Source organism: Rhodococcus sp. 05-2254-5, assembly GCF_002258575.1.
GTDB lineage: Bacteria > Actinomycetota > Actinomycetes > Mycobacteriales > Mycobacteriaceae > Rhodococcoides > Rhodococcoides fascians.
Genome location: NZ_NOZG01000027.1, coordinates 95,503 through 119,933, shown reverse-complemented (window position 1 = coordinate 119,933; position 24,431 = coordinate 95,503). Strand labels below are relative to the sequence as shown.

Sequence of the window (24,431 nt, the reverse complement as noted above, 5' to 3'; positions counted from 1 at the left end):
CCAAACATTCTGTGCGGAGCGCCCATACCGCGCGTTGTGCTGGACGCCCCATAGTGGACCCAACAGATTGTGAGGTGCATCACTTGAACTCTCTCGACACGATGGATCCGGTCCTCACCATGACGGACGTCGACGTGTCCTTCGGCGGCATCGTCGCGCTCTCCGGAGTGACCATCGAGGTGCGCCCCGGCGAAGTCCTCGGCGTCATCGGACCCAACGGGGCAGGCAAGACCACACTGTTCAACGTTGCGTGCGGTCTCGTTCGACCCCAATCGGGAACCCTGGGCAGACACGGCGAAACCTTGAGCCGCCTGCGCCCACACGACCTGCCCCGGCTCGGTATGAGCCGAACGCTGCAGGGACTGGGCCTGTTCGATCGAATGACCGTGCTGGACAACGTCATGGTCGGGGCCGACCGAACGGCACGCACCGGAATCCTCAGCGGCCTCCTGGGCCTTCCCTCGAGCGCGGCCGACGACGCGGCGGTCCGCTCGACCGCGATGAACACCCTGGAACGACTGCGCATCGACGGCTACGCGCACCGGCTGCCACCGAGCCTGCCCTACGCGGTGCGCAAGCGCGTGGCCCTCGCGCGCGCGCTGGTGAGCGAACCGTCGTTGATCCTGCTCGACGAACCCGCCTCGGGCCTGTCCAACGACGAAATGAGCGAACTCGGTGACGAGATCCGCTCTCTCACATCAGCAAACAAGGATTCCCAGCCGGACCGACCGGCAACATCGGTCATGCTCGTCGAACACCACATGGACCTCGTCATGACCGTGTGCGACCGGATCTACGTCCTCGACTTCGGCAAGGTCATCGCCCAGGGCACACCGGATCGGATTCGCGAGGATCCGGCCGTACTGGCCGCATATCTCGGAAACGAGGTGGCACATGACAACTGACGCGACACACCTGAAGATCACCGACCTCACCGTGCACTACGGGCCGGTCACCGCCCTCGATTCGGTGTCGATGACCGTCACCGCGGGCACGATCACCGCCGTACTCGGAGCGAACGGTGCCGGAAAGACCACGCTGCTGCGCACTGTCTCCGGCCTCCTGAAGCCGACGTCGGGACGCATCGAGCTCGCCGGCGTCGACATCGTCGGCATACCTCCGGATCGCATGTCCCGTAAAGGGCTTGCACACGTGCCCGAAGGCCGGGGCGTGATAGCAGAATTGACCGTCGACGAGAACCTTCGCCTCGGTGCGTTGGGACGCAACAGAAGTCACGACGCCGTGACCCTCGATCGGATCTACGACATGTTCCCGCCGCTGACCGGACGCCGAACCTCGTCGGCGCACACGCTGTCGGGCGGAGAACGGCAGATGTTGGTGATCGGTCGAGCACTGATGGCAACACCGTCGGTTCTCCTCCTCGACGAACCGTCGCTCGGGTTGGCTCCGAAAGTCGCCGCACAGATCTTCGAAACGCTGCGCGCACTCGTCGATTCAGAATCGATGACCGTCGTGCTCGTCGAACAGAACGCGCGCAGTGCACTGTCCATCGCCGAACATGCCGTCGTCCTCGATCTGGGCAAGGTCGCGGTGGAAGGCCCGGCCGACACCTTGGCCGGGGACGACGCCCTCCGACACGCCTATCTCGGGTTCTAGAGCAAGCCGAAAGGACGCCAGCCACAGTGCAACAACTGCTCACCATCCTCATCAACGGCGTGACGACAGGCATGGTCTATGCCGCGTTCGCCCTCGCTCTCGTCCTCATCTGGCGATCGACCCGCATCGTCAACTTCGCCCAGGCACCGATGGCCATGATCACCACGTACGTCGCACTGGTCGTCATCGACGCCGGTTACTCGTACTGGTTGGGCTTCGGAGTCGCGCTGCTCAGCGGACTGCTGTTGGGAGCGTTGATCGAACGACTCGTCATTCGGTTCGTCGACAGCTCCTCGCACATCAACCCGGTGATTCTGACGCTCGGGTTGTTCATCATCATCCACGCGGTTGCGGCCATCATCTTCGGGAACCAATTTCGTTCGTTCCCAGCACCGTTCGGTCTCACCGGCCAGAAGGTCGGGGAGATCAACGTGGCCCTGACCGGATACGACGTGTTCAAGATCGTCGCCGTTCTCGTGGTCCTGGGCTTGCTGATTCTGCTGTTCCGGTTCACCGATCTGGGACTGAAGATGCGCGCCAGCGCATTCGAGCAGGAGGTGGCCAAGCTGCTCGGAGTCCGGGTGAGTCGAATGCTCACGCTCGGTTGGGCTTTGGCCGCAGTCGTCGGATCGCTGGCCGGGCTGCTCATTGCCGGTGGCTCGCTGGTGCACCCCGGGTACATGGACTCGATCGTCGTCTTCGGTTTCGTCGCAGCCGTTCTCGGCGGTCTCGACAGCCCGGCAGGCGCAGTGGTCGGAGGCCTGCTGATGGGAGTCGGGCTCAGTTTCGTCAGCGGCTACCTCGGCCAGGACCTCGTGTCGAGCGCGGCGTTGATCATTCTGATCGTCGTTCTCCTCGTCCGCCCGAGCGGGTTGTTCGCCAGCGCAGCAGCCAGGAGGGTATGACGTGAACGCAACTCTCACTCGAATCACGGCCACCCCGGTACGACGCCACTTCCTCTGCGCTGTCATCGGACTCGTCGTCATCGTGCTGGCGCTCGAATCACTGAGCACCTTCCGTCAGAGTCAGCTGACCTCGGTCGCGTACCTGGCGATCGCAGCCGGCGGATTGACCGTGCTGACCGGTCTGAGCGGGCAGCTCTCACTCGGGCACGGTGCGTTCATGGCCGTCGGTGCGTACACCGCGGCATTGATGCTGCGGGCCAACGATTCCGGATGGTCGGTGCCCCTCGTACTACTGGCCGCCACCGTGATCTCTGCCCTGGTGGGCGTGGTCGTGGGAGTGGCCGCCGCCCGACTGCACGGCCCGTACCTGGCCGGTGCGACGCTGGCGCTCGCCGTCGCCGTACCGGGACTGGCTCTGTACTTCTCGGACTACCTCGGCGGTGAACAGGGTCTCGTCGTCCCGGCTCCTAAAGTGCCGGACCTGATCGACGACATGATGTTCTTCGTCACCGGAAACGAGCTCAGCGGAACCAAATTCGTCGCCTACGTCAGCTGGGTGCTGCTCGTCGTCGTGTTCTTCCTGTTGGCGAACGTCTCGTCGAGCCGGATCGGCCGTCGCTGGCGGGCCGTTCGGGACGACGAAGTAGCCGCCGAGCTGTCCGGGATCGATCTCGGGCGGGCACGCATCCTGGCGTTCGTCGTCAGCGCCGCATGCGCGGGTGCCGGAGGTGCCGTCCTCGCGATGTCGGCGCGGATCGCGGCCCCGAGCGGGTTCACTCTGACGCTCTCCCTGACATTGCTCTCCGCCGTCGTCATCGGCGGGCTCGGCACTCTGTCCGGGGCACTGATCGGGGCGCTGCTGCTCACCTACATCCCACCGGTGGTCACCAACCTCGGGCTCGATCTGGGGCTGAGCAGTCTGCAATCCGCCGAACTCGCACCACTGGTGACCGGCATCTTCACCGTCCTGGTCATCCTGTTCGCCCCACTGGGTCTGGTGGGCACGTTTCGAAGGTTGCGTTCAACCAGAAAAGAGATGAAATGAAGAAGTTCGGATCGGTGGCGGTCAGAACGACCGCACTCGTCGCCGTCGTCTCGTTGGCCGCAGCGTGCGGTGCAGGCGGTAGAGACGAGGCAACAGAATCCTCGGAAGGTTCGACGATCGGCATCACCGACACCTCGGTGAAGATCGGAGCCCACTTCCCCCTGACCGGGGTCGCAGCACCGGGATACAGCGAAATACCCACGGGCGCAAAGGCTTACTTCGACTACGTCAATGCCGCGGGCGGCGTCAAGGGCAGGCAGATCGAGTACGTCGTTCGTGACGACTCCTATGACCCGACGACCACCACCCAGGTCGTCAACGAACTCGTCCTCCAGGACGAAGTGTTCGCCGTCGTCGGTGGACTCGGCACGGCGACGCACAGCGCAGTCATCGACTTCCTGAACGAGGAGGGTGTGCCGGATCTCTTCGTCTCCTCCGGCGCCATCATGTGGGGCAACGACCCCGAGAAGTACCCGAATACCTTCGGCTGGCAGCCCGACTACCAGGTCGAGGGCAAGATCATCGGCGACTGGGTGACGAAGAACCGGCCCGACGCCAAGGTCGGGCTGTTCCTCCAGGACGACGATCTCGGCAGGGACAGCGAAGCCGCGGTACGCCAGTATCTCGACGACCAGATCGTCGAGGTCGTGCGCTACACCTCCGGCAACACCGATGTCGCACCACAGATCGCCGCTCTACAGGGTGCCGGAGCCGACCTCGTGCTCGGCTTCAACGTCCCGTCGTACACCGCACTGAGCCAACTGACCGCGATGCGGCTCAACTACGATCCCGAGTGGTTCTACAGTTCGATCGGCTCCGACGTCGACCTGGTCGGTTCTCTGCTCGGACGCTTCTCCCAGGGCGCGGTCACCAACGGTGCCCAGTCCCTCGAAGGCATGATTTCGCTCGAATACATCCCCGGCGTCGACTCCCCCGAGAATCCGTGGACGCAACTGTGGCAGAAGGTCTGGGCTCAGAACGGAACAGGTGACCCACTGACCAACTACCGCATCTACGGACTCAGCCAGGCGTACGCGTTCGTACAGGCACTTCAGGCGGCCGGCGAGAACCCCACCCGTGAGGGCATCGTCTCCGCGATCCAGGACGGCGGAATGGACTTCCAAGGCCCGCAGCTGGCCCCGTTCCGATACTCCGACGAAAGCCACCTCGGAATCTCCGGAGCCAGTGTCTTCCAGATCCGTGGAGGTGTACCCGAGTATCTGACTCCCGTGTTGCAGACCGACATCGGAGACTCGGCAGTGGAGGAATACACCGGGGACGAATCGACTCCGCCGGAGAGCGGCATACCCGGCTGACCGAATACGAAAAGGCACGCAGAGCGAGCTCTGCGTGCCTTTTCGACGTTGTGATCAGCAGATCCGAAAACCCCTCGTTTGCCGGATCCGCCGACCCTGTGACCCCCAGATCGTGTCCCCGTATCGGGGAGCAGCCGAAGCTGCGGTGATCAGCGCTCGATGATGGCGGTGACGCCCTGGCCACCGGCCGCGCAGATCGAGATCAGGCCGCGGCCCGAACCCTTCTCGGCCAGCATCTTCGCCAGCGATGCGACGATGCGTCCACCGGTCGCGGCGAACGGGTGGCCCGCGGCGAGCGAGGACCCGTTGACGTTGAGCTTGCTGCGGTCGATGGAACCGAGCGCACCGTCGAGTCCCAGACGCTCCTTGCAGTACGCATCGCTCTCGAACGCCTGCAGCGTCGCGAGCACCACCGAGGCGAATGCTTCGTGAATCTCGTAGTAGTCGAAGTCCTGCAACGTCAGACCGTTGCGGGCGAGCAGACGCGGAATCGCGTACGTCGGGGCCATCAGCAGGCCGTCCTTGAACGATCCGTTGCCGTGGATGTAATCGACGGCGGCGGTCTCGGAATCGACGAGGTGCGCCAGCACCGGCAGGTTGCGCTCGGCAGCCCATTCGTCGCTCGACAGCAGCGCAGCCGACGCGCCGTCGGTCAGCGGAGTCGAGTTGCCGGCCGTCATGGTGGCGTCGCCCAGCTTGGTTCCGAAGACCGGCTTGAGGGTGGCCAGCTTCTCGACGGTCGATCCCGGACGCAGGTTGTCGTCGCGGGTCAGGCCGAGGAACGGCGTCACCAGGTCGTCGAAGAATCCACGGTCGTATGCGGCCGCCATGTTGTGGTGGCTCGCTGCGGCCAGTTCGTCCTGGTCCTCGCGGCGGATACCGAATTCCTTCGCGGTGATGGCGGCGTGATCACCCATCGACAGGCCGGTACGCGGCTCACCGTTGCGGGGGATCTCGATGCCGAGCATGCCGGGACGGACGTTGCCGAGCAGCTTGAGGCGAGCGGTGGTGCTCTTCGCCCGGTTGAGCGAGAGCAGGAACTCGCGCAGTTCGTCGTTGACGCCGATCGGAGCGTCGGACGTCGTGTCCACGCCGCCGCCGATACCGGCGTCGATCCGGCCCGAGGCGATGGCGTCGCCGACGGCGATGATCGACTGCAGACCGGTACCGCAGGCCTGCTGGATGTCGAATGCCGGGGTGTACGGGCTCAGCGCGCTGCCGAGCACGACCTCACGGGTGAGGTTGAAGTCCCGCGAATGCTTGAGCACGGCACCGGCTGCGACGAGACCGAGACGCTCGCCCTGCAGACCGAAACGGGCGACGAGACCGTCGATGGTGGCGGTGAGCATGTCCTGGTTGGACGCCAGCGCGTACTTCTTGTCCGAACGCGCGAACGGAATGCGGTTGCCACCGACGATTGCGACCGGTCGTAGCTGCTTGCTTGTCACTGACGTCTCCAAACATCGTCCCCAGCATGTGGGGAATGGCCCTGGTGGAGTTTCATCTTACTGGCGAGTAAGTTGGTTGTCGACACCCGGTCGTGCGCCTCGCCCTCAGAGCGAGCAGCGCTGAATGAAAGGTACGACAGTGGCAGCCTCCAAGGGAGCCCCAGATCTCTACTCAACGTTCCTCGCGTCCGCGCCGGGAGCCTTCATCGCCAAGCAGGCCGGCCTGCCGCAGCCCGAGAAGCTGCGCCGCTACAAGGCAGGCGAGCCGCCACTGGCCGGACCGGTCCTGATCGGCGGCAACGGCCGCCTCGTCGAGCCGCTGCGTGAGCTGCTCTCGGACTACCCGCAGTCGCAGCCGCACGACGACAAGCACGGCGGATTGGTGTTCGACGCCACCGGCATCGGTAACGTCGCCGAGCTCGAGCAGCTCTTCAAGTTCTTCCAGCCGGTCATCCGCAACCTGGCACCCTCGGCTCGCGTCGTCGTCATCGGCACCACCCCCGAAGAAACGTCGAGCGTCGACGAGCACATCGCGCAGCGCGCCCTCGAAGGCTTCACCCGCAGCGTGGGCAAAGAGGTCAAGCGCGGCGCGACGGCTCAGCTCGTCTACATCTCCCCCAACGCGTCGACCGGACTCTCCGGCCTCGAATCCACCCTGCGCTTCCTGCTGTCGGCCAAGTCCGCCTTCGTCGACGGCCAGGTCATCGTCGTCGGCGACGCCGACTCGCAGGCACCGGCCTCGTGGGACAAGCCGCTCGCCGGCAAGGTCGCCGTCGTCACCGGCGCTGCCCGCGGCATCGGTGCCACCATCGCCGAGGTTCTCGCCCGTGACGGAGCCACCGTCATCGCCGCAGACATTCCCGCAGCGGGAGAAGCACTCTCGCAGACGGCCAACAAGGTCGGCGGTACCTCGCTGGCCCTCGACGTCACCTCGCCCGACGCCGGCCAGGTCCTCTCGAAGCACCTGCTCGAGCGCCACGGCGGTGCCGACATCATCGTGCACAACGCCGGCATCACCCGCGACAAGACCCTCGCGAACATGGACGACGCCCGCTGGAACTCCGTCATCGGCGTCAATCTCGCTGCGCCGCAGCGTATTACCGACGAGCTGGTGGCCTCGGGCGCGCTCAAGGACGGCGGCCGCGTCGTCGACGTCTCGTCCATCGCCGGTATCGCTGGCAACCGCGGCCAGACCAACTACGGCACCTCCAAGGCCGGCGTCATCGGCCTGGTGCACGCCTCCGCACCGGTGCTCGCGAAGAAGAACATCACCATCAACGCGGTTGCTCCCGGCTTCATCGAGACCGCGATGACGGCGGCCATCCCGTTCGCCACCCGCGAGGCCGGACGGCGCATGAGCTCGCTGCTGCAGGGCGGCGAGACCGTCGACGTCGCGGAGTTGGTCTCCTACTTCGCTTCTCCCGCATCCAACGCCGTCACCGGGCAGGTCGTGCGCGTGTGCGGCCAGAGCCTCCTCGGCGCATGAGCACCGTCACGCTCACCGAGCAGCCGAAGACGTCCCAGATCTACACCTCGGCTGCACTGGGTGCCTTGCCCTTCCTCGGGTCCAAGTCGAAGACGGTGCCCAGCACCGTGTTCGAGCTCAAGGGCCTGCGAGTGGACCAGGACAACCTGGCCGGCTACTGCCGCGCGACGGGGCTGCGATTCGGCGATCAACTCCCGATCACCTACCCGTTCACGCTTGTGTTCCCGACAGTGATGAAACTGATGGTGTCCAAGGGCTTTCCGTTCGCCGCCATCGGTTCGGTGCACGCCGAGAACGTCATCGAGCAGTTCCGCGGCATCTCGGCATCGGAGCCGCTGGATATTCGAGTGCACGCGGAGAATCTGCGCGAGCACCGCAAGGGCTTGCTGGTCGACCTGATCAGCGAGGTCAAGGTGGGACGCGAACTGGTCTGGAAGCAGACCTCGAGCTTCCTGAGCCTGCAGAAGACCTCGCTCTCGGGTGGACCCCGTGAAACACCGCCTGCAGACGAGGTACCGCCGCCCCCGACCCGCACCCTGCGCGTCGATCAGCGGATCATCAGCCGGTACGCGGCCATCTCCGGAGACCGCAACCCGATCCACGTATCCTCGCTCGGTGCAAAGGCTTTCGGCTTCCCGAAGACCATCGCACACGGAATGTGGAGTGCTGCAGCGGTACTGCAGACGGTCGAAGGCCGCATCCCGGAGGCCGTGAAGTACAGCATCCGATTCGGCAAGCCGATCATCCTGCCCGCGACGATCAATGCCTACGCCGATGCCGTCGGTACCGGCTGGGACCTGTCACTGAAGAACCCGAAGAAGGGTTACCCGCATCTGACGGGAACCCTGCGCTGAGTTGGCTCGAACTCGAAGTTATGGACGGATTTCCTCGGATTTCCGTCCATAACTTCGAGTTCGGCTGTGTAGGTGGCGGCAGCCTAGGTTGTGGCAGTTTTCTTGCCGGCGAGTCCGCGCCACGCCAGGTTTTCCAGGAGGTCCGCTGCCGCGTCGACCTCGATTTCTCCGCCTGCCACGCGGTCGGCCACGGCCTCACCGGCCCCGACCAGCGCTACGGCCATCAGCCCGAAGTTCTGTGACTGTTCCGGGTCTCGGGTACTCATCGCCAGCAGACCTGCGGTCAGCTCGATCAACCGGTCTCGGCTGCTCTGCACCTGCGAGGCGAAAGCCTGCTGACCGATCGCCTGGCGGTAGAGCACCATCCACGACTTTCGGTTCTCGCCGACGAAGCCGAGAAAACCGACCAGCGCACGGCGCAGTTGTTCGCGCGGCGTCAGGGTCGGGTCTGCAGCGGGCGTCAGGGCCTCGACGAACTTGAGGCCCTCACGATGAATGCACGCAGCGAACAGCTCGTCTTTCGAGCCGTAGTACAGATAGAGCATCGGCTTCGAGATGGCCGCCTTCTTGGCGATCGAATCCATCGATGTCTCGTGAAACCCGTTGTCGGAGAACACATCCACTGCCGCGTCGAGCATCTGCTGCTCGCGGACGGCGCGGGGCAGTCTCTTGGTGCCGCCAGCCATGGATCCTCCAATACGTACGAAGCACTAGACGTTACTCCACAGTAAGGTCGAGCGACGACCGATCAGGCTCCGCACGCCCCTTTGAACCGGGCAACCGTCGCCGCCGCCTCGTCCACCTGGGCTGCGGGAAGGCGCCCCGTCGCCACTGCGTCCTCCAGATTGTCCAACACCGCCGGCACCTGATCGGTGGTCAGCCACAACGCCACATCGGCTCCGGCCACCAACGCCGACTCGACCGCGTCGACGATCCCGAGCCGGGCCGTGATCGCCGCCATGCCACTGAGGTCGTCGGTGAAGATCGGACCGTCGAAGGGCTTCGCTCCGTATCCGACGCCGTCGCGCAGCAACGCCATGGCCGCAGGGCTGATGCTGGCGGGAACACCGGGGTCGGTCAGTCCTGGCACGTCGAGGTGGCCGACCATGACGCCCACTCCGGTAGTGTCGAGCGCGGCGAACGGCAGCAGATCCTTGGCTTTCAGCTCGTCGAGCGGCGGCGTGGTGACGGCCCCGGTGTGCGAGTCACCCGAACCCGAGCCGTGCCCGGGAAAGTGCTTGATGACCGGCTCGACACCCGCATCCTTCAACCCCTTCGCGTACGCCCCCGCGTACTCGATGACGACCTGCGGATCGTCGGAGAACGAGCGGTCGCCGATGACGGAATCATCGGGCTGAGCACTGACGTCGACAACCGGCGCGAAGTCGACGGTGACGCCGAGATCCTTCAGTCCCCGGCCTCGCGTCAAGGCCTCCTGATACGCCTCGTCCACCGACATCGTCTGCGCCAGTTCCCGCGCCGACGGTGCCGCACCCAACAGATCGGCAACCCGCGACACGCGTCCGCCTTCTTCGTCGATCGTCACCATCGGTGCCACCGCGGACGCGTCGAGCACCTGCGGAACCTCACGGTTACCGAGCATCGACTCGTCGGTCCAGCTGCCGACGAAGATCCCGCCCACCTGCTCGGTGGACATGATCCGAATCGCGTCCTGCGTTCCGGTGACGCCCACGGTGAGCAATTGAGCGAGACGTTGTCGCTCGGTCAGACCGTCGACGAAGGTGACACACGCGTCGGCCGGCGGAGGCGTCGACTGCGGGACCGTCGTCTGCGGAGCGGTCGTCGTCGAGGACGGAGCCGACTGCGTCGAGGCCACCTGCGACGATTCACTGGAACACGAGACGAGCAACCCCACCCCGACCGTCACTGCTGCAGCGGACCGAACCGAAAACCGAAGTCGCATGGAATACGACGGTAGCCGAGAAGTTGCGTGTTGCTGACCGCCCTCCGGTTGGGATCAATGCGACTTTGTTGCACTCCGAGCGACCGAAACCCACATTGATCCGGGGCGGGGGCGGGGTAATCTGGACGAAAGCGACATGAGGAGAATCACCACCATGACTGCTGACCTCATACTCATTGCCTACGACGGTTCCGACAACGCCAAACGAGCCATCGACTATGCGGGACGGTTTCTCACCACCTCTCGCGCGATCGTCGTCACGGCCTGGGAACCGATGGTGCGTCAAGCAGCGCGGATGTCAGGTCTGTCGGGTGTCATGCAGCCCGAGTGGGTGCCGGACGACGAGGCCGAGGACGTCGCTCTCACCGATGCGAAGGTGACCAACAGCGAGGGCGTCGCCCTGGCCGAGGCCGCAGGCCTGAAGGTGGAAGGCCAGTGCACCGAATGCACCACCGCCATCTGGAGCGCGATCGTGGAGAAGGCCGACGAGATGAACGTCGACATCATCGTCACCGGCACCAGAGGCACCACGGGGCTGCGGGCCCTACTGCAGAGCTCGGTGGCCGAGCACGTGCTGCGGCACAGCCATCGACCCGTGCTGATCGTTCCTCCCGGAAAGTAACGCGTCCACCGGCCGGTTCACAGGGTGCAGGTGATACCGTGATGCCCGCGTGGGGGACAACCTCGCCCACTGCTTCACTGAGCCGACTGACTGGAGAACCGAGATGAAGTTCGCTGTCCCGGGTGTCATTGCCGCCGTCGTCGGAGCCGTACTGGGTGCCGGCGTCGTATTCGGAGTCACCGCCGGTGCAGCAGACAACTCTCGGCCGGACATCGATCGCACCGGAAACGCCGACTCGTCCTTGCTGAACCAGGTTGAGTACGGCAGCCGCTGACGCTGGTCGCTCACGTGGATCGTTGATCTCGGCCGAGCCGCTCGGTCGGATTTGGCTCTTCGGAGTCTCCGCTCTCGCATTCCTGCTCACGTTTCTGCAGGTCCCGGGCTTCACCGTCGCCGATACCAAGTACGACCTGGCGCAGAACCCTCTCGGATTTCTCGAACGCGCCTCGCATCAGTGGAACAGCGCCGCTCCGCTGGGCCAGGTGCAGAATCAGGCCTACGGCTACTTCTTCCCGCACGGGGCGTTCTTCGCCGGCGGTGATCTGCTGTCGATCCCACCGTGGATCACGCAGCGCATCTGGTGGGCGCTGCTACTCGTCGCCGGCTTCTGGGGAATCGTCCGGCTCGCCGAGGCACTCGGTGTCGGCAGCCGCACTTCCCGTCTGATCGCAGCGACAGCATTCGTGCTGTCCCCCAGGGTGATCACCACTCTGGCGTCGATCTCCTCGGAGACGATGCCGATGATGCTCGCGCCGTGGGTGCTCGTTCCCATCGTTCGTTGCCTGAACAGTCGGTCCGCAACAAATACGGTTCGGCGTGCGGCGGCACAATCGGCGCTGGCCGTGGCGTTGATGGGCGCGGTCAATGCCGTCGCGACGGCCGCCGCCGTTCTGGTGGCCGTCATCTGGCTGCTGTGCCACCGGCCGAACCGCCGCTGGCTGGTGTTCGCGGCCTGGTGGACCGGCTTTCTGGTGCTGGCGACACTGTGGTGGATCGTCCCACTGCTGTTGCTGGGCAAGGTCTCTCCGCCGTTTCTCGACTACATCGAGTCGTCCGGCACGACGACCCAATGGACGTCGCTGACCGAGGTGCTGCGCGGTACCGGCAGCTGGACCCCGTTCGTCTCTCCCGAGCGGGTGGCGGGCGCCGTGCTGGTGACTCAGCCTGCTGCCGTGATCGCGACCGGCTTGATCGCGGCCGCAGGCATTGCGGGTCTGGCGATGCGCTCGATGCCGGCCCGTGGCCGATTGACGATCATGTTGTTCGTCGGCCTCGTCGGCCTGGGCGCGGGGTTCGTCGGCGATCTCGACGGTCCGTTCGCGGCAACCGTGCGAGTGTTCCTCGATTCCGCGGGCGCACCTCTGCGCAACATTCACAAACTAGAGCCGGTCATCCGAATCCCGTTGGTACTCGGCCTCGCTCATCTGCTGGCTCGGGTTCCACTGCCGGGTTCGGTTCCACGGCCGACGTGGCGAGCGGCCGTCGCGCATCCCGAGAAGCACCCGATGATGGCGGTGACCGCGCTGGTCCTGGTGGCGCTGACGCTCTCGACGGCGCTGGCATGGACGGGCAAGCTCGCGCCGCGCGGTGCGTACGAGGCCGTGCCGCAGTACTGGCACGACGCCGCGGACTGGCTCACCGCCCATGCCTCCGGCTCGAGTCCCGATGGTTCCGACGCACAGCGTGCACTGATCGTGCCCGGCGCACCGTTCGCTCTGCAGACTTGGGGCCTGACGCGCGACGAGCCGTTGCAGGCTCTCGCGACCACGCCCTGGGCCGTCCGAGATGCGGTGCCGCTCACGCCGCCCGGTGCCATTCGCGCCCTCGACTCGGTGCAACGACTCTTCGCCGACGGCAGGCCGTCGACCGGCTTGGCCGACACCCTTGTGGGACAGGGCATCAGCTACGTCGTCGTGCGCAACGACCTGGATCCGGAGGATTCGCGGTCCACCCGACCGGCGTCCGTCCACCGCGTGCTCGACGGTTCGCCGGGGCTCGAGAAGGTGGCAGAGTTCGGCGAGGACGTGGCCCCCGGTCAGGTGGACGGGGTGGTTCTGGACGGCGATCTACGGCCTCCGTATCCGGCCGTAGAGATCTACGCGGTCGATGCCGCAGCGGACGTACCTGCCTCCGGTCCGTACACGGTCGATGTGGATCGAGTGCCGGTGGTGCAGGGCGGCCCCGAGTCGATTCTGCGATCGAACGAGTTGCGCAACAACGGTGTTCGCCTGCCCGTTCCGGCCGGACCGACGCTGTTGGCGTCGGATGCAGCTGCTGCCGGCCTGCCCATCGATTCGGTGACGGTGACCGACACACCGATGAATCGCGAGACCGACTTCGGTCAGGTGGACAATCACAACTCCGCGTTGCGGGCCGCCGACGAGCCCCGTCGTTCGCTCAACGAGGTGCCCGATTATCCGGTGTACGGGGCGCAGACCGTGGACGCCGAGTGGGAAGGCGCGACGTTGACCGCGTCGAGTTCGGCGTCGGACGCGACTCAGATCGGGGGCAGTGTGCCCGGCAGCGGGGTAGCGGCCGCAGTGGACGGCGACCTGGCCACCGGTTGGATCAGCAACGGCATCGAACGCGCTGTGGGGCAATGGCTTCAACTCGATTTCGATACTCCGGTGCGCGGCGGGCTGCTGCACATGCGGACCAGCCCGGGAACGATCGGAGACCCGGTCAAGTGGGTCGAGGTCACCACTCCGAACGGCTCGACGGCGGCCCGGGTGGACAAGCCGGGAGACCCGATGACGGTGTCGCTGCCCGGTGGGGAAACTCCGTGGCTGCGCATCACCGCGAAGTCGACGGTCGACGGCACCCGGGGCAGTCAGTTCGGCATCAGCGAGGTGTCGGTGGACGACTACTCCGACCGGGACAACCCGAAGCCGGTCTCCATCGTGCATCGCGCGGTGTTGCCGCCCACTCCTGCGGGCGCGAGCGTCGACGCGTGGGAGCTGGGCCAAGAATTTCCGGGCCGCTCCGGTTGCCTGGACACCGACGATCGAATCCGGTGCAGCAGTGGACTGTCCAAGTCGCCGGAGGAACTGGGCCGCTTCTCGCGCACGATCGACGTCCCGATGGGCACCGCGGTGATCCCCGACCTCACGGTACGCACACGGCAGTCCCCCGAGCTCGAGGCCCTGCTGGCCCAGCCCGGCCGGCCGTTGGCGAGCGGGGCGTCCGACGTCGCGGACCTCGACGGTTCGGCCTTCGCCGCCACCGACGGCGACCCGCGTACGTCGTGGACGGCACCGGAGAAGTCGATCACCGATCGAGCCGGCACCGACCCCACTCTCACCATCCAATTGCCCGCTCCGACACTGGTGGACGGCCTCGAGCTGAGCCCCAGCCTCGGCGCATTGCCTGCCCACCCCACGCGGGTGGCAGTGAACCTGGGCAACGGTCCGATGGTGCGCGATGTGGATACCGACGGTTCGACGACACTCGCGTTGGCACCGTACGTGACCGACAGGATCGTGCTGTCCATCGTCGACTGGGACGGCGTACTCGACCGAAACTCGTTGGGCTTCATCCAATCTCAACCGCCCGGATTTGCCGAGGTCACACCGTTGTCCGCCGGTGAGCCGATCGGGCCGCCGTACGACGGTGACCGGCAGATCACGGTCGACTGCTTCGACGGACCCCTGGTGTCCATCGCGGGGCAGACGGTGCGCACCTCGGTGACGGCGACCGCAGACCAATTCCGTTCCGGCGCAGCTCTACCCGCATCGGTCTGCGACGCGGACATCCCGGTCAACGAAAAGTTCGTCAATCCCGTGTCGCTCCCCGAGGGACGCCAGGACATCGTCGTCGAACCCGGAGCGTCGTTCTTCGTCGACGGGCTTCGACTGCGCACCATGCCCATTCCGGCGTTGTGGCCGGACACGTCTGCACCGCAGGCGGCGCGCACCACAGCATGGAGCCCCGATCACCGCGAAGTGACCCTCACCTCGAGCACCTCGGATCGCCTGCTCGTCATCCCCGAAAGCAACAACAGCGGCTGGCGGGCAACCACACCCGGAGGGACCGAACTCACCCCGGTGGTCGTCGACGGCTGGCAGCAGGCCTGGATCGTCCCGGCCGGGGCGTCGGGCACGGTGTCGTTGGATTTCACCACCGACCGCTGGTATCGACTCGGGATCTTCGGCGGACTACTGCTGTTGATTCCGTTGCTGATCGCGGCGCTGCGACGGCCTCGCGGCGTCGTCGATCCGGGCCCCGCGCCCAGACCCTGGCGTAGCACCCCGGTGGCGTTCGCGGCGCTGCTCGGCGCGGCGATCGTGCTGGCAGGCGTCGTCGGCGCGATCTCGGTGCTGGTTCTCGGTGCCGGCTCGGCGCTGCTGAACCGCCGTTACGGGTCGGAGCTCACGTCTCGCGTATCGGTTTGCGCAGCAGGAGGATTCGCCCTGCTGGGAGCAGCGCTGCTCTCACTCGGGCCGTGGCGGTCGGCCGACGGATATGTGGGCGGGTCCTACGCGGTGCAGCTGGCCTCGTTGATCGGCATCGTCGCGTTGGCCGTCAGCGCGATGCGGAAGCCGTGACCGCCTTCTTCGGCGCGAACCTGCGCCGGGCCGGCTCTTCCACCAGCGCATAGCTCGCGGCAGCGACCGGAATCGAGAGCGCCAGGGTCACCGTCAGCACGAACCACATGCCGCCGGAGAAGGGGACGATGCCGAACACCGGGAACACGACGGCGAGCACGGCCAGGTGCCAGATGAAGATCCCGTACGACCAGCGGCCGAGGGTCAGCATCACCGGATGCTCGAACACCCGATGCCTGCGGCCGGAATCGGCCAGCACCAACGGCGAGAGCATCGCGAACGCCAGCACGGCACCGAAGACGATCTTGAGCTCGAACTGCCACGGCTCGGGCCGCACCAATCCCTGTGGGCCCGCCAGCGGCGTCGCCGACAGAACGAATGCCGTCACCGCGATCGCGGGCATCACCCATGTGCGACGCGCCCAACGATGCACCCACATCTGCGGACCGACCGATACTTCGGCAAGCACCATGCCGGCGGCGAACCACGGGAAGTAGCCGGGCAACCAGTTGTCGTGATGGATGGCTTCCGGTGTCGCGATCGGAATGAACGCCCAGGAAAGCGTCACCGCGGACGCAGCGAGCAGAACCCACACCCGGTACCTCGCCGACGATCCCCGAAGCCGGATCATCAGCCAGGCGAACAGCGGCAGCAACAGATAGAACGCCACCTCCACCGACAGTGACCACATCTGCGTCATGCCCTCGGTCAGCGTCAATGGTACGAACACCTGGGTCAGCGACAGGTTGGCCAGCCACACCCGATAGTCCCCGCCTGCGTGCGGCAGAAACAGCAGGACGAGCACCGTGACCACCCAGTAGGCGGGCAGGATGCGCACTGCGCGTGACCAGAAGTAGCGGCGAGTGGGCTGCGCCTGCGTGAGTCCGCGGGCCTGCGCGGCATGCGGGCGCCACAGCAGAAATCCCGACAGCGCGAAGAAGATCGCCACCGTGAGATCGAACCGGCCCCAGACTCGGCCCATCAGCGGGGAATTGGCGGCCCCGGTCTGGAATGCGACGTGGGTGACGACGATGCCGAGCGCGGCAACTGCCCGCATCCCCTCCAGAGCGGGCACGAAGGCACGCAACGGTACGACGGACGCCGAGTGGACTCGAGTGCTCATGGTGGCTCAAGTGTGCCGTGTCGAACCGGCATGGACGAGACCGGTGCCACTGTCGACTGTTACTGTCACCTGCGACGTGTCGTAAGAAATCGGGCAGCGCATCGGGGAATTCGTACGATCCCGCCTGCGGTGTCTTCCAGTGAAGCGGTCGACTAAGGAGATTCAGCATGGCGGAGCGCTCAGGGCCGAGCCGGATATTGGCCCTTTTCCTCATCGGCTTGGGCGCATTTCTGGTGGTTGCCGCCATCCTCATCCCCACCTACACCGTCTCGGCGCTCGAGAAGACTCCACTCGACCTCGAGGTCACCACAGTCTCCACCGGCACCGGAAGCGTCCTCGACGCGCGGTCGCTGGCAGCCGGTCGCGCCGTGGTCGATCAGAACGTTCCGCTGACCTCACAGCGATTCGTCACCGTCGAGGATCCCTCCGACGCCGACATCATGACTCTTCAGGCCGGACAGACGTTGCGCCGCACCGACAAGCAGGCCGACACCGGACTGCTGACCGCCACGGTCGACCGCGTGACCATCGATCGCAAGACCTCGATGCCCGTCGAAAGCCCGATCGGCACCATTCAGGTGGCAGGCGACAAGCCGGCCGAGGAAGTGGCCCACACCGGTCTGCAGTACAAGTTCCCGTTCAACGCCGAGCAGAAGAGCTACCCGTACTTCGACGTCAACGCGCGCGCCTCGAAGGACATCGACTTCGTCGAGGAAACCGAGATCAACGGCACGCCGGTGTACCAGTACCAGCAGACCGTCGGACCGGTCGACCTGTCGACCGTGGTGAACCTGCCGACCAACAAGGTCACGCTGCCCGCCGACACCTGGGGCGTCGAAGGTGGAACCGCACCGGTGACGATGACCCGCTGGTACGAGAACACCCGCACCCTGTGGGTCGAGCCCGAGACCGGCGTCGTCGTCAAGGGCGAAGAGCAGATCCACCAGTACTACGGCCGTGAGGCAGGCCGTCCCGAGGTCGACGTACTGAAGGCCCCGATCACGTTCGACGAGAACACCGTCGAGTACCAGATCCAGCAGGCGAAGGACGGACAGGACAAGCTGTCGCTCTTCGGCCGCACCGTTCCGATCGTCGCCGGCATCCTCGGTGTCATCTCGCTGATCGCCGGAGTCGTTCTGCTGCTGCGCGGCGGCGGCAACGGTGGACACCGTCAGCCGGCCCGCACCGACGCCGGTCCTCGCCCGACCCCCAGTGGCGGCGCCGCACCGAACCGCGACTGGACGACCGATCGCACGGAAGAGATTCCGAGGACGAACCTCTCCAAGGAGTAAGTGCGCTTCGCAGGAGTGGAGCCTGCGGAACGACCAGATAGCCAGTGGCGTGGTTGTGTGCCCCAGCGGGGACATGACCACGCCACTGGCGTTTTCGGCCACTCAGGCCGTCGAGAGGATTCCGTACTGGTGTGGTTGCCGCATCAGTACGAGGTCTTTGCGGCGCACGACGTTGGTGGGGTACGCCCCACCCAGGCTCGTGGTGTCCACGACGCAGGTCGCGTGGCCCCGTGCGTCACTGTCGACGAGGGCTTCGGTTCGGGGGAAGGCGAAGGTGTCGGGCCCGAATACTCCGCTGTGTCCGGCAATTCCGCGGTCGGTGTCGATCGTGTTGGCGAACGCGAAGTACACGTTGTTCTCGCCTGCCCGGACGCGCATGTGATGCCAGTGCGTGGGATCGGCTCCGGTGGGAATCTCTGCTGCATGAGGGATGTCGGTTCCCGGGTGGGAGCCGACGAAAGTGCCGGCGAGTGCGGCCGGGCAAACGATCAGATCACAGCCACGCAGCGCCAGAATTCGGCCGGTCTCCGGCAACAGTGCATCGTGACCGACGAGCATTCCCACTCTCCCGACGGGAAGGTCGACGACGGTCCAGCGGTCGCCCGCGTCGAACAGCGAGGTGTGTTCGACGGACAGATGGATCTGGCGGTACGCCGTGCAGGTTCCGTTCGGCTGAACCAGCACTGCGGAGTTGTACACCCGATCGGATCCGATGTCGCGCTCGGCCACACCGACGACCATCGAAACACCATGCCGGGCAGCGATATCGACGACGCGTGCGAGCGACGTCCCGTCGATCGACTCCCCGACCTCGCGCGGCGGCCGATCCGCGGAGACCGGCCCGGTGACGGACAGTTCGGGAAACACGATGAGATCGCTCGCGCCCGCGAGGCCGGCGGCCCACTGCTCGATGTCGTCGAGATTGCCGTCGATCGACGTCCCCGGAGTGCATTGCACGACGCTCACCGACGAAGTCCGCCCAGCCGGTAAGGGCGAGTGTCCGTAGAGGGTGAAGAAATCGAGCGGGTTCCACGCGTACGTGTTGGTCTGCAGTTCACGGTACAGATTCGGCCTGCGCACGGGCCCGGCCTCTCGTGTGCGACGAATGTCGATGTCGCCGAGGACAATACCGTCACCGACGTCGAGGCGACCGGCCACGTTTCCGTCGGGTTCGATGATGCAGGTGCCGCCGCTGAACTGAACGGTTCGTTCGAGACCCCAGCGGTTGCTCTCGATGACGTAGCAGTTGTTCTCGAAGGCCCGACTGATCCAGTAGGGGGCAGGAGTGCGTTCGGCGAGCCAGTTGCTGATGTGGCAGATCACGTCGGCACCCTGAAGCGCAACCACACGCGCCGTCTCCAGGAAGTGCAGATCCATGCAGATGAGCAGTGCGATGCGACCGAGCGGGGTCTCGAACACCTGGTGCCCGAGATCGCCCGGGGCCGCCCATTTGGGCTCGGCGATGTACGGATGCGTCTTGCGGTGTGTGCCGACGATTCCCTCGGGACCGATGAGAACTGCACTGTTGTAGAACAATCCGCTCGTCGCATCGACTTCGGGCATGCCCACGACGATGTAGCAGTTACGACGGGACGCGATCTCGGCGAACGTCTCGGTGGTGGGGCCGGGGATCTGTTCGACGACGGTTGCCGCTTCCTCGGTGTCGTGGAAGCAGTAGCCGGTGGTTGCCATCTCGGGTGTCGTGATCAGGCGCGCTCCGTCCGAGGCCGCCTTCTCCACGAGGTCAGTCAGAGCGGCGACGTTCGATTCCTTGGCGAACAGCGTGGGCTCGAATTGGACGGCCGCTGCAGTGAATGTCATGACGCCACAATCCTTTCGGCGATGAGGGGGTCGTTCGATTTCGGTGGTTCGTAGAACTGTCCGCGGGTTGCCATCGTGAGCGGAACGTAGAGAAGAGGACCGAGAAGCATGGCGATGAACGACGCGTAATACGACGGGTAGAGGCCGAACACGCCGAGTCCGCCCACCGCGACGCCCGCTGCCATGGCGATGATGCCGCAGGGGTTCCAATTGCGCACTCGCCCTTCGCGGAACTCGATGTTGTCGCGGGGTGCCAGGCCGAGCAGTCTTCTGCATACGAAGTAGTCCGCGAGCAGAATGAAGATCCACGTGTTGGTCATGATGCCGGTGACGGCCAGGAATTTGTCGGTGTACTGCAGAATGTTGACGGGGTAGCACAGCACGCCCACCACCAGTAGCGCCACCATCCACCATTGACGCCCGACCTTCCTGGGCGAGAGCACATCCCACGCGTTGGACAGGGCCAGGGATCCGGAGTACAGGTTCATGACGTTGATGCGGACCTGGGTGACCACCGCGAAGGTCACGCCGAGCAGACCCATGACGATGGCGAAGTACAGTCCCGGGTCGGTGGCCGAGAGTTCCGGTGTTGCAGTGGTTCCGGTGAAATGACGCAGCATCGTGAAACCGAGGAACACACCGAGAATCATCACGACTACGATCATCAGCAGTTCTGCCAGCATCAGTCCGGCCGTTCCGACATAGCTGACGCTCTTCTTGACGAACCGTCCGTAGTCGGTGGCGATGAGTGCTTGGAACACGACCTGCCCGTTCGCGAGGCTGAAGGCCTGCCACAGTGCGGTGGCGGTGAATCCTCCGGTCGCTTCCCATTCGCCGGGCCCGACGAGTACGTAACCGCTGGCGAGCATGTACATACCGACGGCGAACAGGATCAGGAAGATCGGCATCCCGAAGCGCTGCAGAATGTTCATCGAGTGCATACCGCGCCAGGAGAAGAACAGCGCCACGAGTGCGACCAGCGCGAATACCACTGTGGCCCAGGCGGAGTCGATCTCGATCCCCGCGAGCTCACTGAGCCCGTGTGAGACGATGCTGCCCTCGAAGATGAAGTAGAACACGTAGTTGACCGCGTAGACGAGCGAGGCGACGGCAGAACCCTTGGTTCCGAACCCGAGCCCGCGGGTGAGCAGTGGCAGCGACAGACCCTCTTGGCTGGCGATACGCATGATGAGGCTGCCGACGAGCGTCGCACCGATCACCATGTACGCCACGGGGATCAGGAACATCGGCCATCCCACCAGAAACCCGATCTGGCCGCCGAGGGCGAACCAGAACATCGCGGTCACGTTGCCGGTGAGGACCAGCAGGATCGCCGGCCGCCGCCAGCGTTGGTCGTCGGGCACTCGGGAGGTTGCGTAGCTTTCGATCTGATCGTCGAGGCTGGTCGCTGGCCCCTCGAAGTATTTCTTCATGTTCATGAACGGGTGTCCACTTCGGTTCGCGGCGAGAGCGCTGGCTGCGCTGCATCGGAACAATACTTTCCGTGGACACTATTGCAATATGAAACATGTTAAAAAGAGATCACGAAAGCGGCCGACCTGGCAGGTTACGGCGGAGACCGCGTCCGAGACCGGACGCCGAGAAAGGTCAGTGGGTGATCGAGGCCGTCTTCGCGTTGGTCTCGAGGGCCCGGAGCAGAGACTGCAACAGCTCACGATCCGACTCCGACGGGAAGACCATCGCCGCGGCGTCGTCCATCATCGGGGCGGCCGCGTCGTGCTTTGCTTTCCCACGGGCCGTCAAGCGGATCAGCACCTGCCGACGATCGACGGTGCCGGTACGGCGGTGCACCAGATTGTTGGACACCAGCCGGTTGACCGCCTTGGTCAAGGTCGGCGGGGAGAGCAATGCGAACTCCGCTGTCTCGGCCATCGTGTGTCCCTCACCGTCGGACAACAGCGACAGCACTCGCCATTCTTCGAGGTCCAATTCCCACGGCACGAGGGTGGCGCGCAATCGATCCGACACGGCCCGCTCGACCACGGTGAGCAAACGCGCTGCCGACGCAGCATCCTGGTGATCCACGTGATCGTCCCCCCTGCTCGGTTCCTGCGTCGGCGCTACAGTCTCTCTCAGCGATTCTATGGTGAAGCGAACCGCGAAGAGACACCGAGCGGACGGACGGCACGATGAACAGCGATCGGTTCGACACGTTTCGCGTCGGTCTGATCTTTCCGATGTCCGGACCGTTCGGCATCATCGGACCGTCGAGCGAGCTGTCGGCCCAGCTGGCCAGGGACGAACTCAACGCCTCGGCCGGTGTGTTGAACCGCCGCGTCGAGTTGATGTCCATCGACGGCGGCCGCGATCCGGTGACGGTGGCCCACGAGGTCGCGACGCTCCTCGATGCCGGTGCCCTCGATGCGGTGGCGGGGATGCACACCTCGGCGGTACGGCGAGCCGTCATTCCGGTGACGCTCGGACGGATTCCGTACGTGTACACCTCCATGTACGAGGGCGGCGACCGCTACCCGGGACTGTTCATCACCGGTGAGACCCCTGCCAACCAACTGGTCCCGGCGCTGGAGTTCCTAGTTCGCGAATTCGGACGACGCCGCTGGGCGATCGTCGGAAACGACTACGTCTGGCCCCGAAAGAGCGCTTCCATCACGGCAACTCGGCTCCGTGGGCTGGGCGCATCGGTGGTGCACGCGGAGTTCGCACCGGTCGGTACGAGCGACTTCGCAAGGACCGTCACCGCGATCGAGCGGTCGGGTGCCGACGCGACCGTGGTCCTCCTCATCGGCGACGACGCAGTCCATTTCCATCAGCAATTCGCCGGTGCCGGGCTGGACGCGCACTGCATCCGTCTCAGTCCACTGATGGACGAGAACATGTTGCTGGCGGCCGGCGGCGAGAACACCCACGGGCTGTACGTCGCGTCCGGCTATTTCGAAACCCTCGCCACCGAAGCAAGTTTGGGATTCTCGGCTCGTTTCGCTCGTTCATTCGGGGTCGATGCGCCGATCGTCGGCGCACTGGGACAGTCGTGCTACGAGGGCATCAAACTGTTGGGCGCGCTGGTGAACAGGGCAGGCACAGCAGATGTTCGCATCATCGAATCCGTATCCGATTCGGTGTCGTTCACCGGTGCCCGTGGGCACCTGTTTCTGTCCGACGGCCACGTCTCGCAACCGATCTATCTGGCGTTGGCGGGTGCTGTCGACTTCGAGATCATCGGCGAGATCCGGCCCGCGCGCGACTGATTCTGTCGCCGAACAGGACAACGCCGCACACGACGGCCATCGTGACCGCGGCGGTAACGGCTGCGACGGTGACGAACTGGGCCAGGGTGGAGGCCACGAACAGCAACAGCAGCACCTCGACCGCGAGGGCGAACCAGGCGACGAGGGCCAGGCGGGTGCGCTCCCCCGCGATCGCCCACAGCAGTGCGCTCTGCAGTACCGCCAGGCACGCCCCCTGCAGCACGAAGAGCCACACGTATTGCTGCACACCGGAATAGGTGTCACCGACAACCAAGGGAAGTAGCGGCGACGCCAGCGCGCCCCCCAATACCAGTACCGTGCCGAGTCCGGCGACGACGGTCAGCGCCGATCGCACTGCGGCAGCCGAGTGCAGCGGGTTCGCCATGCGCGGATACAACACCACTCCGACCGCCTGCGGCAGCCAGAACGCCGCTTTGGACGCGACGGCACCGACCGCGTACAGCCCGGCCTCGGTACTGCTGAGCAACGACCGAGCCAGCACCAGATCCAATGCGGACATCGCGATCAGCACCAACTGCACTTGCGAGGCCTGCAGCACCGTCAGAACGGTCACCCTGGTTTCCGACACCGCGTTCACCGGCACTCCAGCGGCCGACCGCGCGCCGACGGCCACCACCCCGATACCGGCCGCCGTGGCCAGCAGCACCGAACCCGGGCCGCCGCCGAGCAGCAACACGACCACCGCCGGCGCCACCTTGCCGAAACCGGCCGCCGCCAACACCACGCTCAGTGCGCCGAACCGGCCGCGTCCTTGCAGCAGCCCCTGCTCCGCGGCCAACAACACCAGCACCGGCGCAGCGATCACGGCCGACACCGTCGCCGCTGCGGAGACGTCCATGGCCGCCGACAACGCCGGGGACACAGCGAAAGCCAGCACACCCACGACCGCCGCACAGCGGTAGCCGACACCGCGCAGCTCGCGAGAACTGCGCCCGCGCACCACCTCGCGCGCGACGACGGACTGCAACGCCAACGCCGGGACCGCCAGAACCAATTGCACCGCAAGAAGACTCGCGAACTCGCCGTAACCCTCGACACCGAGCATGCGACTCGCGAGCACCTGCAGCAGATACGCCACGACATTGGCGAACATCGAGCCGGCCGTCACCATCCCCATCCCGGCGACGGACGCACCCGCCGGGTGGTCTGCCTCGGACGAGGCGCGAAACGACATGCGTCCACGGTA

At 65.5% G+C, this 24,431-nt stretch carries 20 protein-coding genes; 12 read left to right on the top strand and 8 right to left on the bottom strand.

Annotated features, from left to right (window positions below):
* Positions 1–119 precede the first annotated feature (119 nt).
* Genes CH278_RS18495 through CH278_RS18475 form a run of 5 tightly spaced genes read left to right on the top strand, consistent with a single transcriptional unit; the run spans position 120 to position 4,883 of the window.
* Positions 120–905 (top strand): ABC transporter ATP-binding protein, encoded by a 786-nt coding sequence (locus CH278_RS18495; protein ID WP_052073988.1) that lies wholly within the window; start codon positions 120–122, stop codon positions 903–905.
* Positions 895–1,617 carry an ABC transporter ATP-binding protein gene (locus tag CH278_RS18490; RefSeq protein ID WP_027495389.1) on the top strand — a complete coding sequence of 241 codons (723 nt, stop codon included), beginning with the start codon at positions 895–897 and terminating at the stop codon, positions 1,615–1,617. The genes CH278_RS18495 and CH278_RS18490 overlap by 11 nt, the downstream gene beginning before the upstream one ends.
* Before the next feature lie 26 nt (positions 1,618–1,643).
* Positions 1,644–2,522, top strand: a complete 879-nt coding sequence (locus CH278_RS18485; protein ID WP_032374817.1) for a branched-chain amino acid ABC transporter permease — start codon at positions 1,644–1,646, stop codon at positions 2,520–2,522.
* 1 nt (position 2,523) lies between these two features.
* Positions 2,524–3,567 carry a branched-chain amino acid ABC transporter permease gene (locus tag CH278_RS18480; RefSeq protein WP_032369486.1) on the top strand — a complete coding sequence of 348 codons (1,044 nt, stop codon included), beginning with the start codon at positions 2,524–2,526 and terminating at the stop codon, positions 3,565–3,567.
* Positions 3,564–4,883, top strand: a complete 1,320-nt coding sequence (locus CH278_RS18475; RefSeq protein ID WP_094622566.1) for an ABC transporter substrate-binding protein — start codon at positions 3,564–3,566, stop codon at positions 4,881–4,883. Before CH278_RS18480 ends, CH278_RS18475 begins: the two co-directional genes overlap by 4 nt.
* A gap of 149 nt (positions 4,884–5,032) precedes the next feature.
* On the opposite strand, the gene CH278_RS18470 is transcribed toward CH278_RS18475, so the two are convergent.
* Positions 5,033–6,331 carry an acetyl-CoA C-acetyltransferase gene (locus CH278_RS18470; protein ID WP_032374814.1) on the bottom strand — a complete coding sequence of 433 codons (1,299 nt, stop codon included), beginning with the start codon at positions 6,329–6,331 and terminating at the stop codon, positions 5,033–5,035.
* Between the two features lie 139 nt (positions 6,332–6,470).
* Here CH278_RS18470 and CH278_RS18465 point away from each other — a divergent pair, with 139 nt between their 5' ends.
* Both CH278_RS18465 and CH278_RS18460 read left to right on the top strand, forming a co-directional pair.
* Positions 6,471–7,817: a 3-oxoacyl-ACP reductase gene (locus CH278_RS18465; protein WP_032367092.1), complete on the top strand. Its 1,347-nt coding sequence runs from the start codon at positions 6,471–6,473 to the stop codon at positions 7,815–7,817.
* Positions 7,814–8,671, top strand: a complete 858-nt coding sequence (locus CH278_RS18460) for a MaoC/PaaZ C-terminal domain-containing protein (protein ID WP_032369490.1) — start codon at positions 7,814–7,816, stop codon at positions 8,669–8,671. The genes CH278_RS18465 and CH278_RS18460 overlap by 4 nt, the downstream gene beginning before the upstream one ends.
* A gap of 83 nt (positions 8,672–8,754) precedes the next feature.
* Here the strand turns inward: CH278_RS18460 and CH278_RS18455 are convergent, their stop codons facing one another.
* Both CH278_RS18455 and CH278_RS18450 read right to left on the bottom strand, forming a co-directional pair.
* Positions 8,755–9,357 carry a TetR/AcrR family transcriptional regulator gene (locus CH278_RS18455; protein ID WP_027495382.1) on the bottom strand — a complete coding sequence of 201 codons (603 nt, stop codon included), beginning with the start codon at positions 9,355–9,357 and terminating at the stop codon, positions 8,755–8,757.
* Positions 9,358–9,419: 62 nt separating this feature from the next.
* Positions 9,420–10,595, bottom strand: coding sequence for a glycoside hydrolase family 3 N-terminal domain-containing protein (locus tag CH278_RS18450; protein WP_032406059.1), 1,176 nt, complete (start codon positions 10,593–10,595; stop codon positions 9,420–9,422).
* A gap of 154 nt (positions 10,596–10,749) precedes the next feature.
* Here CH278_RS18450 and CH278_RS18445 point away from each other — a divergent pair, with 154 nt between their 5' ends.
* From CH278_RS18445 to CH278_RS18435, 3 genes are all read left to right on the top strand, one after another.
* Positions 10,750–11,217 carry a universal stress protein gene (locus tag CH278_RS18445; protein WP_027495380.1) on the top strand — a complete coding sequence of 156 codons (468 nt, stop codon included), beginning with the start codon at positions 10,750–10,752 and terminating at the stop codon, positions 11,215–11,217.
* A 103-nt stretch (positions 11,218–11,320) separates the two neighbouring features.
* On the top strand, positions 11,321–11,491 hold the full coding sequence (locus tag CH278_RS18440) for a DUF2613 domain-containing protein (protein WP_072692026.1): 171 nt from the start codon (positions 11,321–11,323) through the stop codon (positions 11,489–11,491).
* Positions 11,492–11,513: 22 nt separating this feature from the next.
* A complete protein-coding gene (locus tag CH278_RS18435) occupies positions 11,514–15,761 on the top strand; it encodes an alpha-(1->3)-arabinofuranosyltransferase (RefSeq protein ID WP_094622565.1) in 4,248 nt (1,415 codons plus the stop codon).
* Here the strand turns inward: CH278_RS18435 and CH278_RS18430 are convergent.
* The gene (locus CH278_RS18430) at positions 15,739–16,884 is read right to left on the bottom strand and encodes an acyltransferase family protein (protein WP_080966193.1); all 1,146 of its coding nucleotides are present in this window, start codon (positions 16,882–16,884) and stop codon (positions 15,739–15,741) included. The two genes, CH278_RS18435 and CH278_RS18430, sit on opposite strands and share 23 nt — an antisense overlap.
* Before the next feature lie 167 nt (positions 16,885–17,051).
* On the opposite strand from CH278_RS18430, the gene CH278_RS18425 reads away from it, so the two are divergent.
* A complete protein-coding gene (locus CH278_RS18425; RefSeq protein ID WP_094622564.1) occupies positions 17,052–18,176 on the top strand; it encodes a DUF3068 domain-containing protein in 1,125 nt (374 codons plus the stop codon).
* Positions 18,177–18,278: 102 nt separating this feature from the next.
* Here CH278_RS18425 and CH278_RS18420 read toward each other — a convergent pair whose 3' ends face one another.
* The 3 genes from CH278_RS18420 to CH278_RS18410 form a co-directional block, all read right to left on the bottom strand.
* Positions 18,279–19,997 carry a nitrilase-related carbon-nitrogen hydrolase gene (locus CH278_RS18420; RefSeq protein WP_094622563.1) on the bottom strand — a complete coding sequence of 573 codons (1,719 nt, stop codon included), beginning with the start codon at positions 19,995–19,997 and terminating at the stop codon, positions 18,279–18,281.
* Positions 19,994–21,436, bottom strand: a complete 1,443-nt coding sequence (locus CH278_RS18415; protein ID WP_094622562.1) for a purine-cytosine permease family protein — start codon at positions 21,434–21,436, stop codon at positions 19,994–19,996. Before CH278_RS18415 ends, CH278_RS18420 begins: the two co-directional genes overlap by 4 nt.
* 169 nt (positions 21,437–21,605) lie before the next feature.
* Positions 21,606–22,043, bottom strand: a complete 438-nt coding sequence (locus CH278_RS18410; RefSeq protein ID WP_094622561.1) for a MarR family winged helix-turn-helix transcriptional regulator — start codon at positions 22,041–22,043, stop codon at positions 21,606–21,608.
* Positions 22,044–22,147: 104 nt separating this feature from the next.
* On the opposite strand from CH278_RS18410, the gene CH278_RS18405 reads away from it, so the two are divergent.
* Positions 22,148–23,224, top strand: coding sequence for a substrate-binding domain-containing protein (locus tag CH278_RS18405; RefSeq protein WP_094622560.1), 1,077 nt, complete (start codon positions 22,148–22,150; stop codon positions 23,222–23,224).
* Here the strand turns inward: CH278_RS18405 and CH278_RS18400 are convergent.
* Positions 23,193–24,419 (bottom strand): polysaccharide biosynthesis protein, encoded by a 1,227-nt coding sequence (locus CH278_RS18400; protein ID WP_179274551.1) that lies wholly within the window; start codon positions 24,417–24,419, stop codon positions 23,193–23,195. The two genes, CH278_RS18405 and CH278_RS18400, sit on opposite strands and share 32 nt — an antisense overlap.
* Positions 24,420–24,431: the final 12 nt, after the last annotated feature.

Excerpts from the sequence above, each read along its gene's own strand:
- CH278_RS18495 (WP_052073988.1), top strand. The coding sequence starts at position 120 with ATGACGGACGTCGACGTGTCCTTCGGCGGCATCGTCGCGCTCTCCGGA.
- CH278_RS18490 (WP_027495389.1), top strand. The coding sequence starts at position 895 with ATGACAACTGACGCGACACACCTGAAGATCACCGACCTCACCGTGCAC.
- CH278_RS18475 (WP_094622566.1), top strand. The coding sequence starts at position 3,564 with ATGAAGAAGTTCGGATCGGTGGCGGTCAGAACGACCGCACTCGTCGCC.
- CH278_RS18460 (WP_032369490.1), top strand. The coding sequence starts at position 7,814 with ATGAGCACCGTCACGCTCACCGAGCAGCCGAAGACGTCCCAGATCTAC.
- CH278_RS18455 (WP_027495382.1), bottom strand. The coding sequence starts at position 9,357 with ATGGCTGGCGGCACCAAGAGACTGCCCCGCGCCGTCCGCGAGCAGCAG.
- CH278_RS18450 (WP_032406059.1), bottom strand. The coding sequence starts at position 10,595 with ATGCGACTTCGGTTTTCGGTTCGGTCCGCTGCAGCAGTGACGGTCGGG.
- CH278_RS18445 (WP_027495380.1), top strand. The coding sequence starts at position 10,750 with ATGACTGCTGACCTCATACTCATTGCCTACGACGGTTCCGACAACGCC.
- CH278_RS18440 (WP_072692026.1), top strand. The coding sequence starts at position 11,321 with ATGAAGTTCGCTGTCCCGGGTGTCATTGCCGCCGTCGTCGGAGCCGTA.
- CH278_RS18430 (WP_080966193.1), bottom strand. The coding sequence starts at position 16,884 with ATGAGCACTCGAGTCCACTCGGCGTCCGTCGTACCGTTGCGTGCCTTC.
- CH278_RS18425 (WP_094622564.1), top strand. The coding sequence starts at position 17,052 with ATGGCGGAGCGCTCAGGGCCGAGCCGGATATTGGCCCTTTTCCTCATC.
- CH278_RS18420 (WP_094622563.1), bottom strand. The coding sequence starts at position 19,997 with ATGACATTCACTGCAGCGGCCGTCCAATTCGAGCCCACGCTGTTCGCC.
- CH278_RS18415 (WP_094622562.1), bottom strand. The coding sequence starts at position 21,436 with ATGAACATGAAGAAATACTTCGAGGGGCCAGCGACCAGCCTCGACGAT.
- CH278_RS18405 (WP_094622560.1), top strand. The coding sequence starts at position 22,148 with ATGAACAGCGATCGGTTCGACACGTTTCGCGTCGGTCTGATCTTTCCG.
- CH278_RS18400 (WP_179274551.1), bottom strand. The coding sequence starts at position 24,419 with ATGTCGTTTCGCGCCTCGTCCGAGGCAGACCACCCGGCGGGTGCGTCC.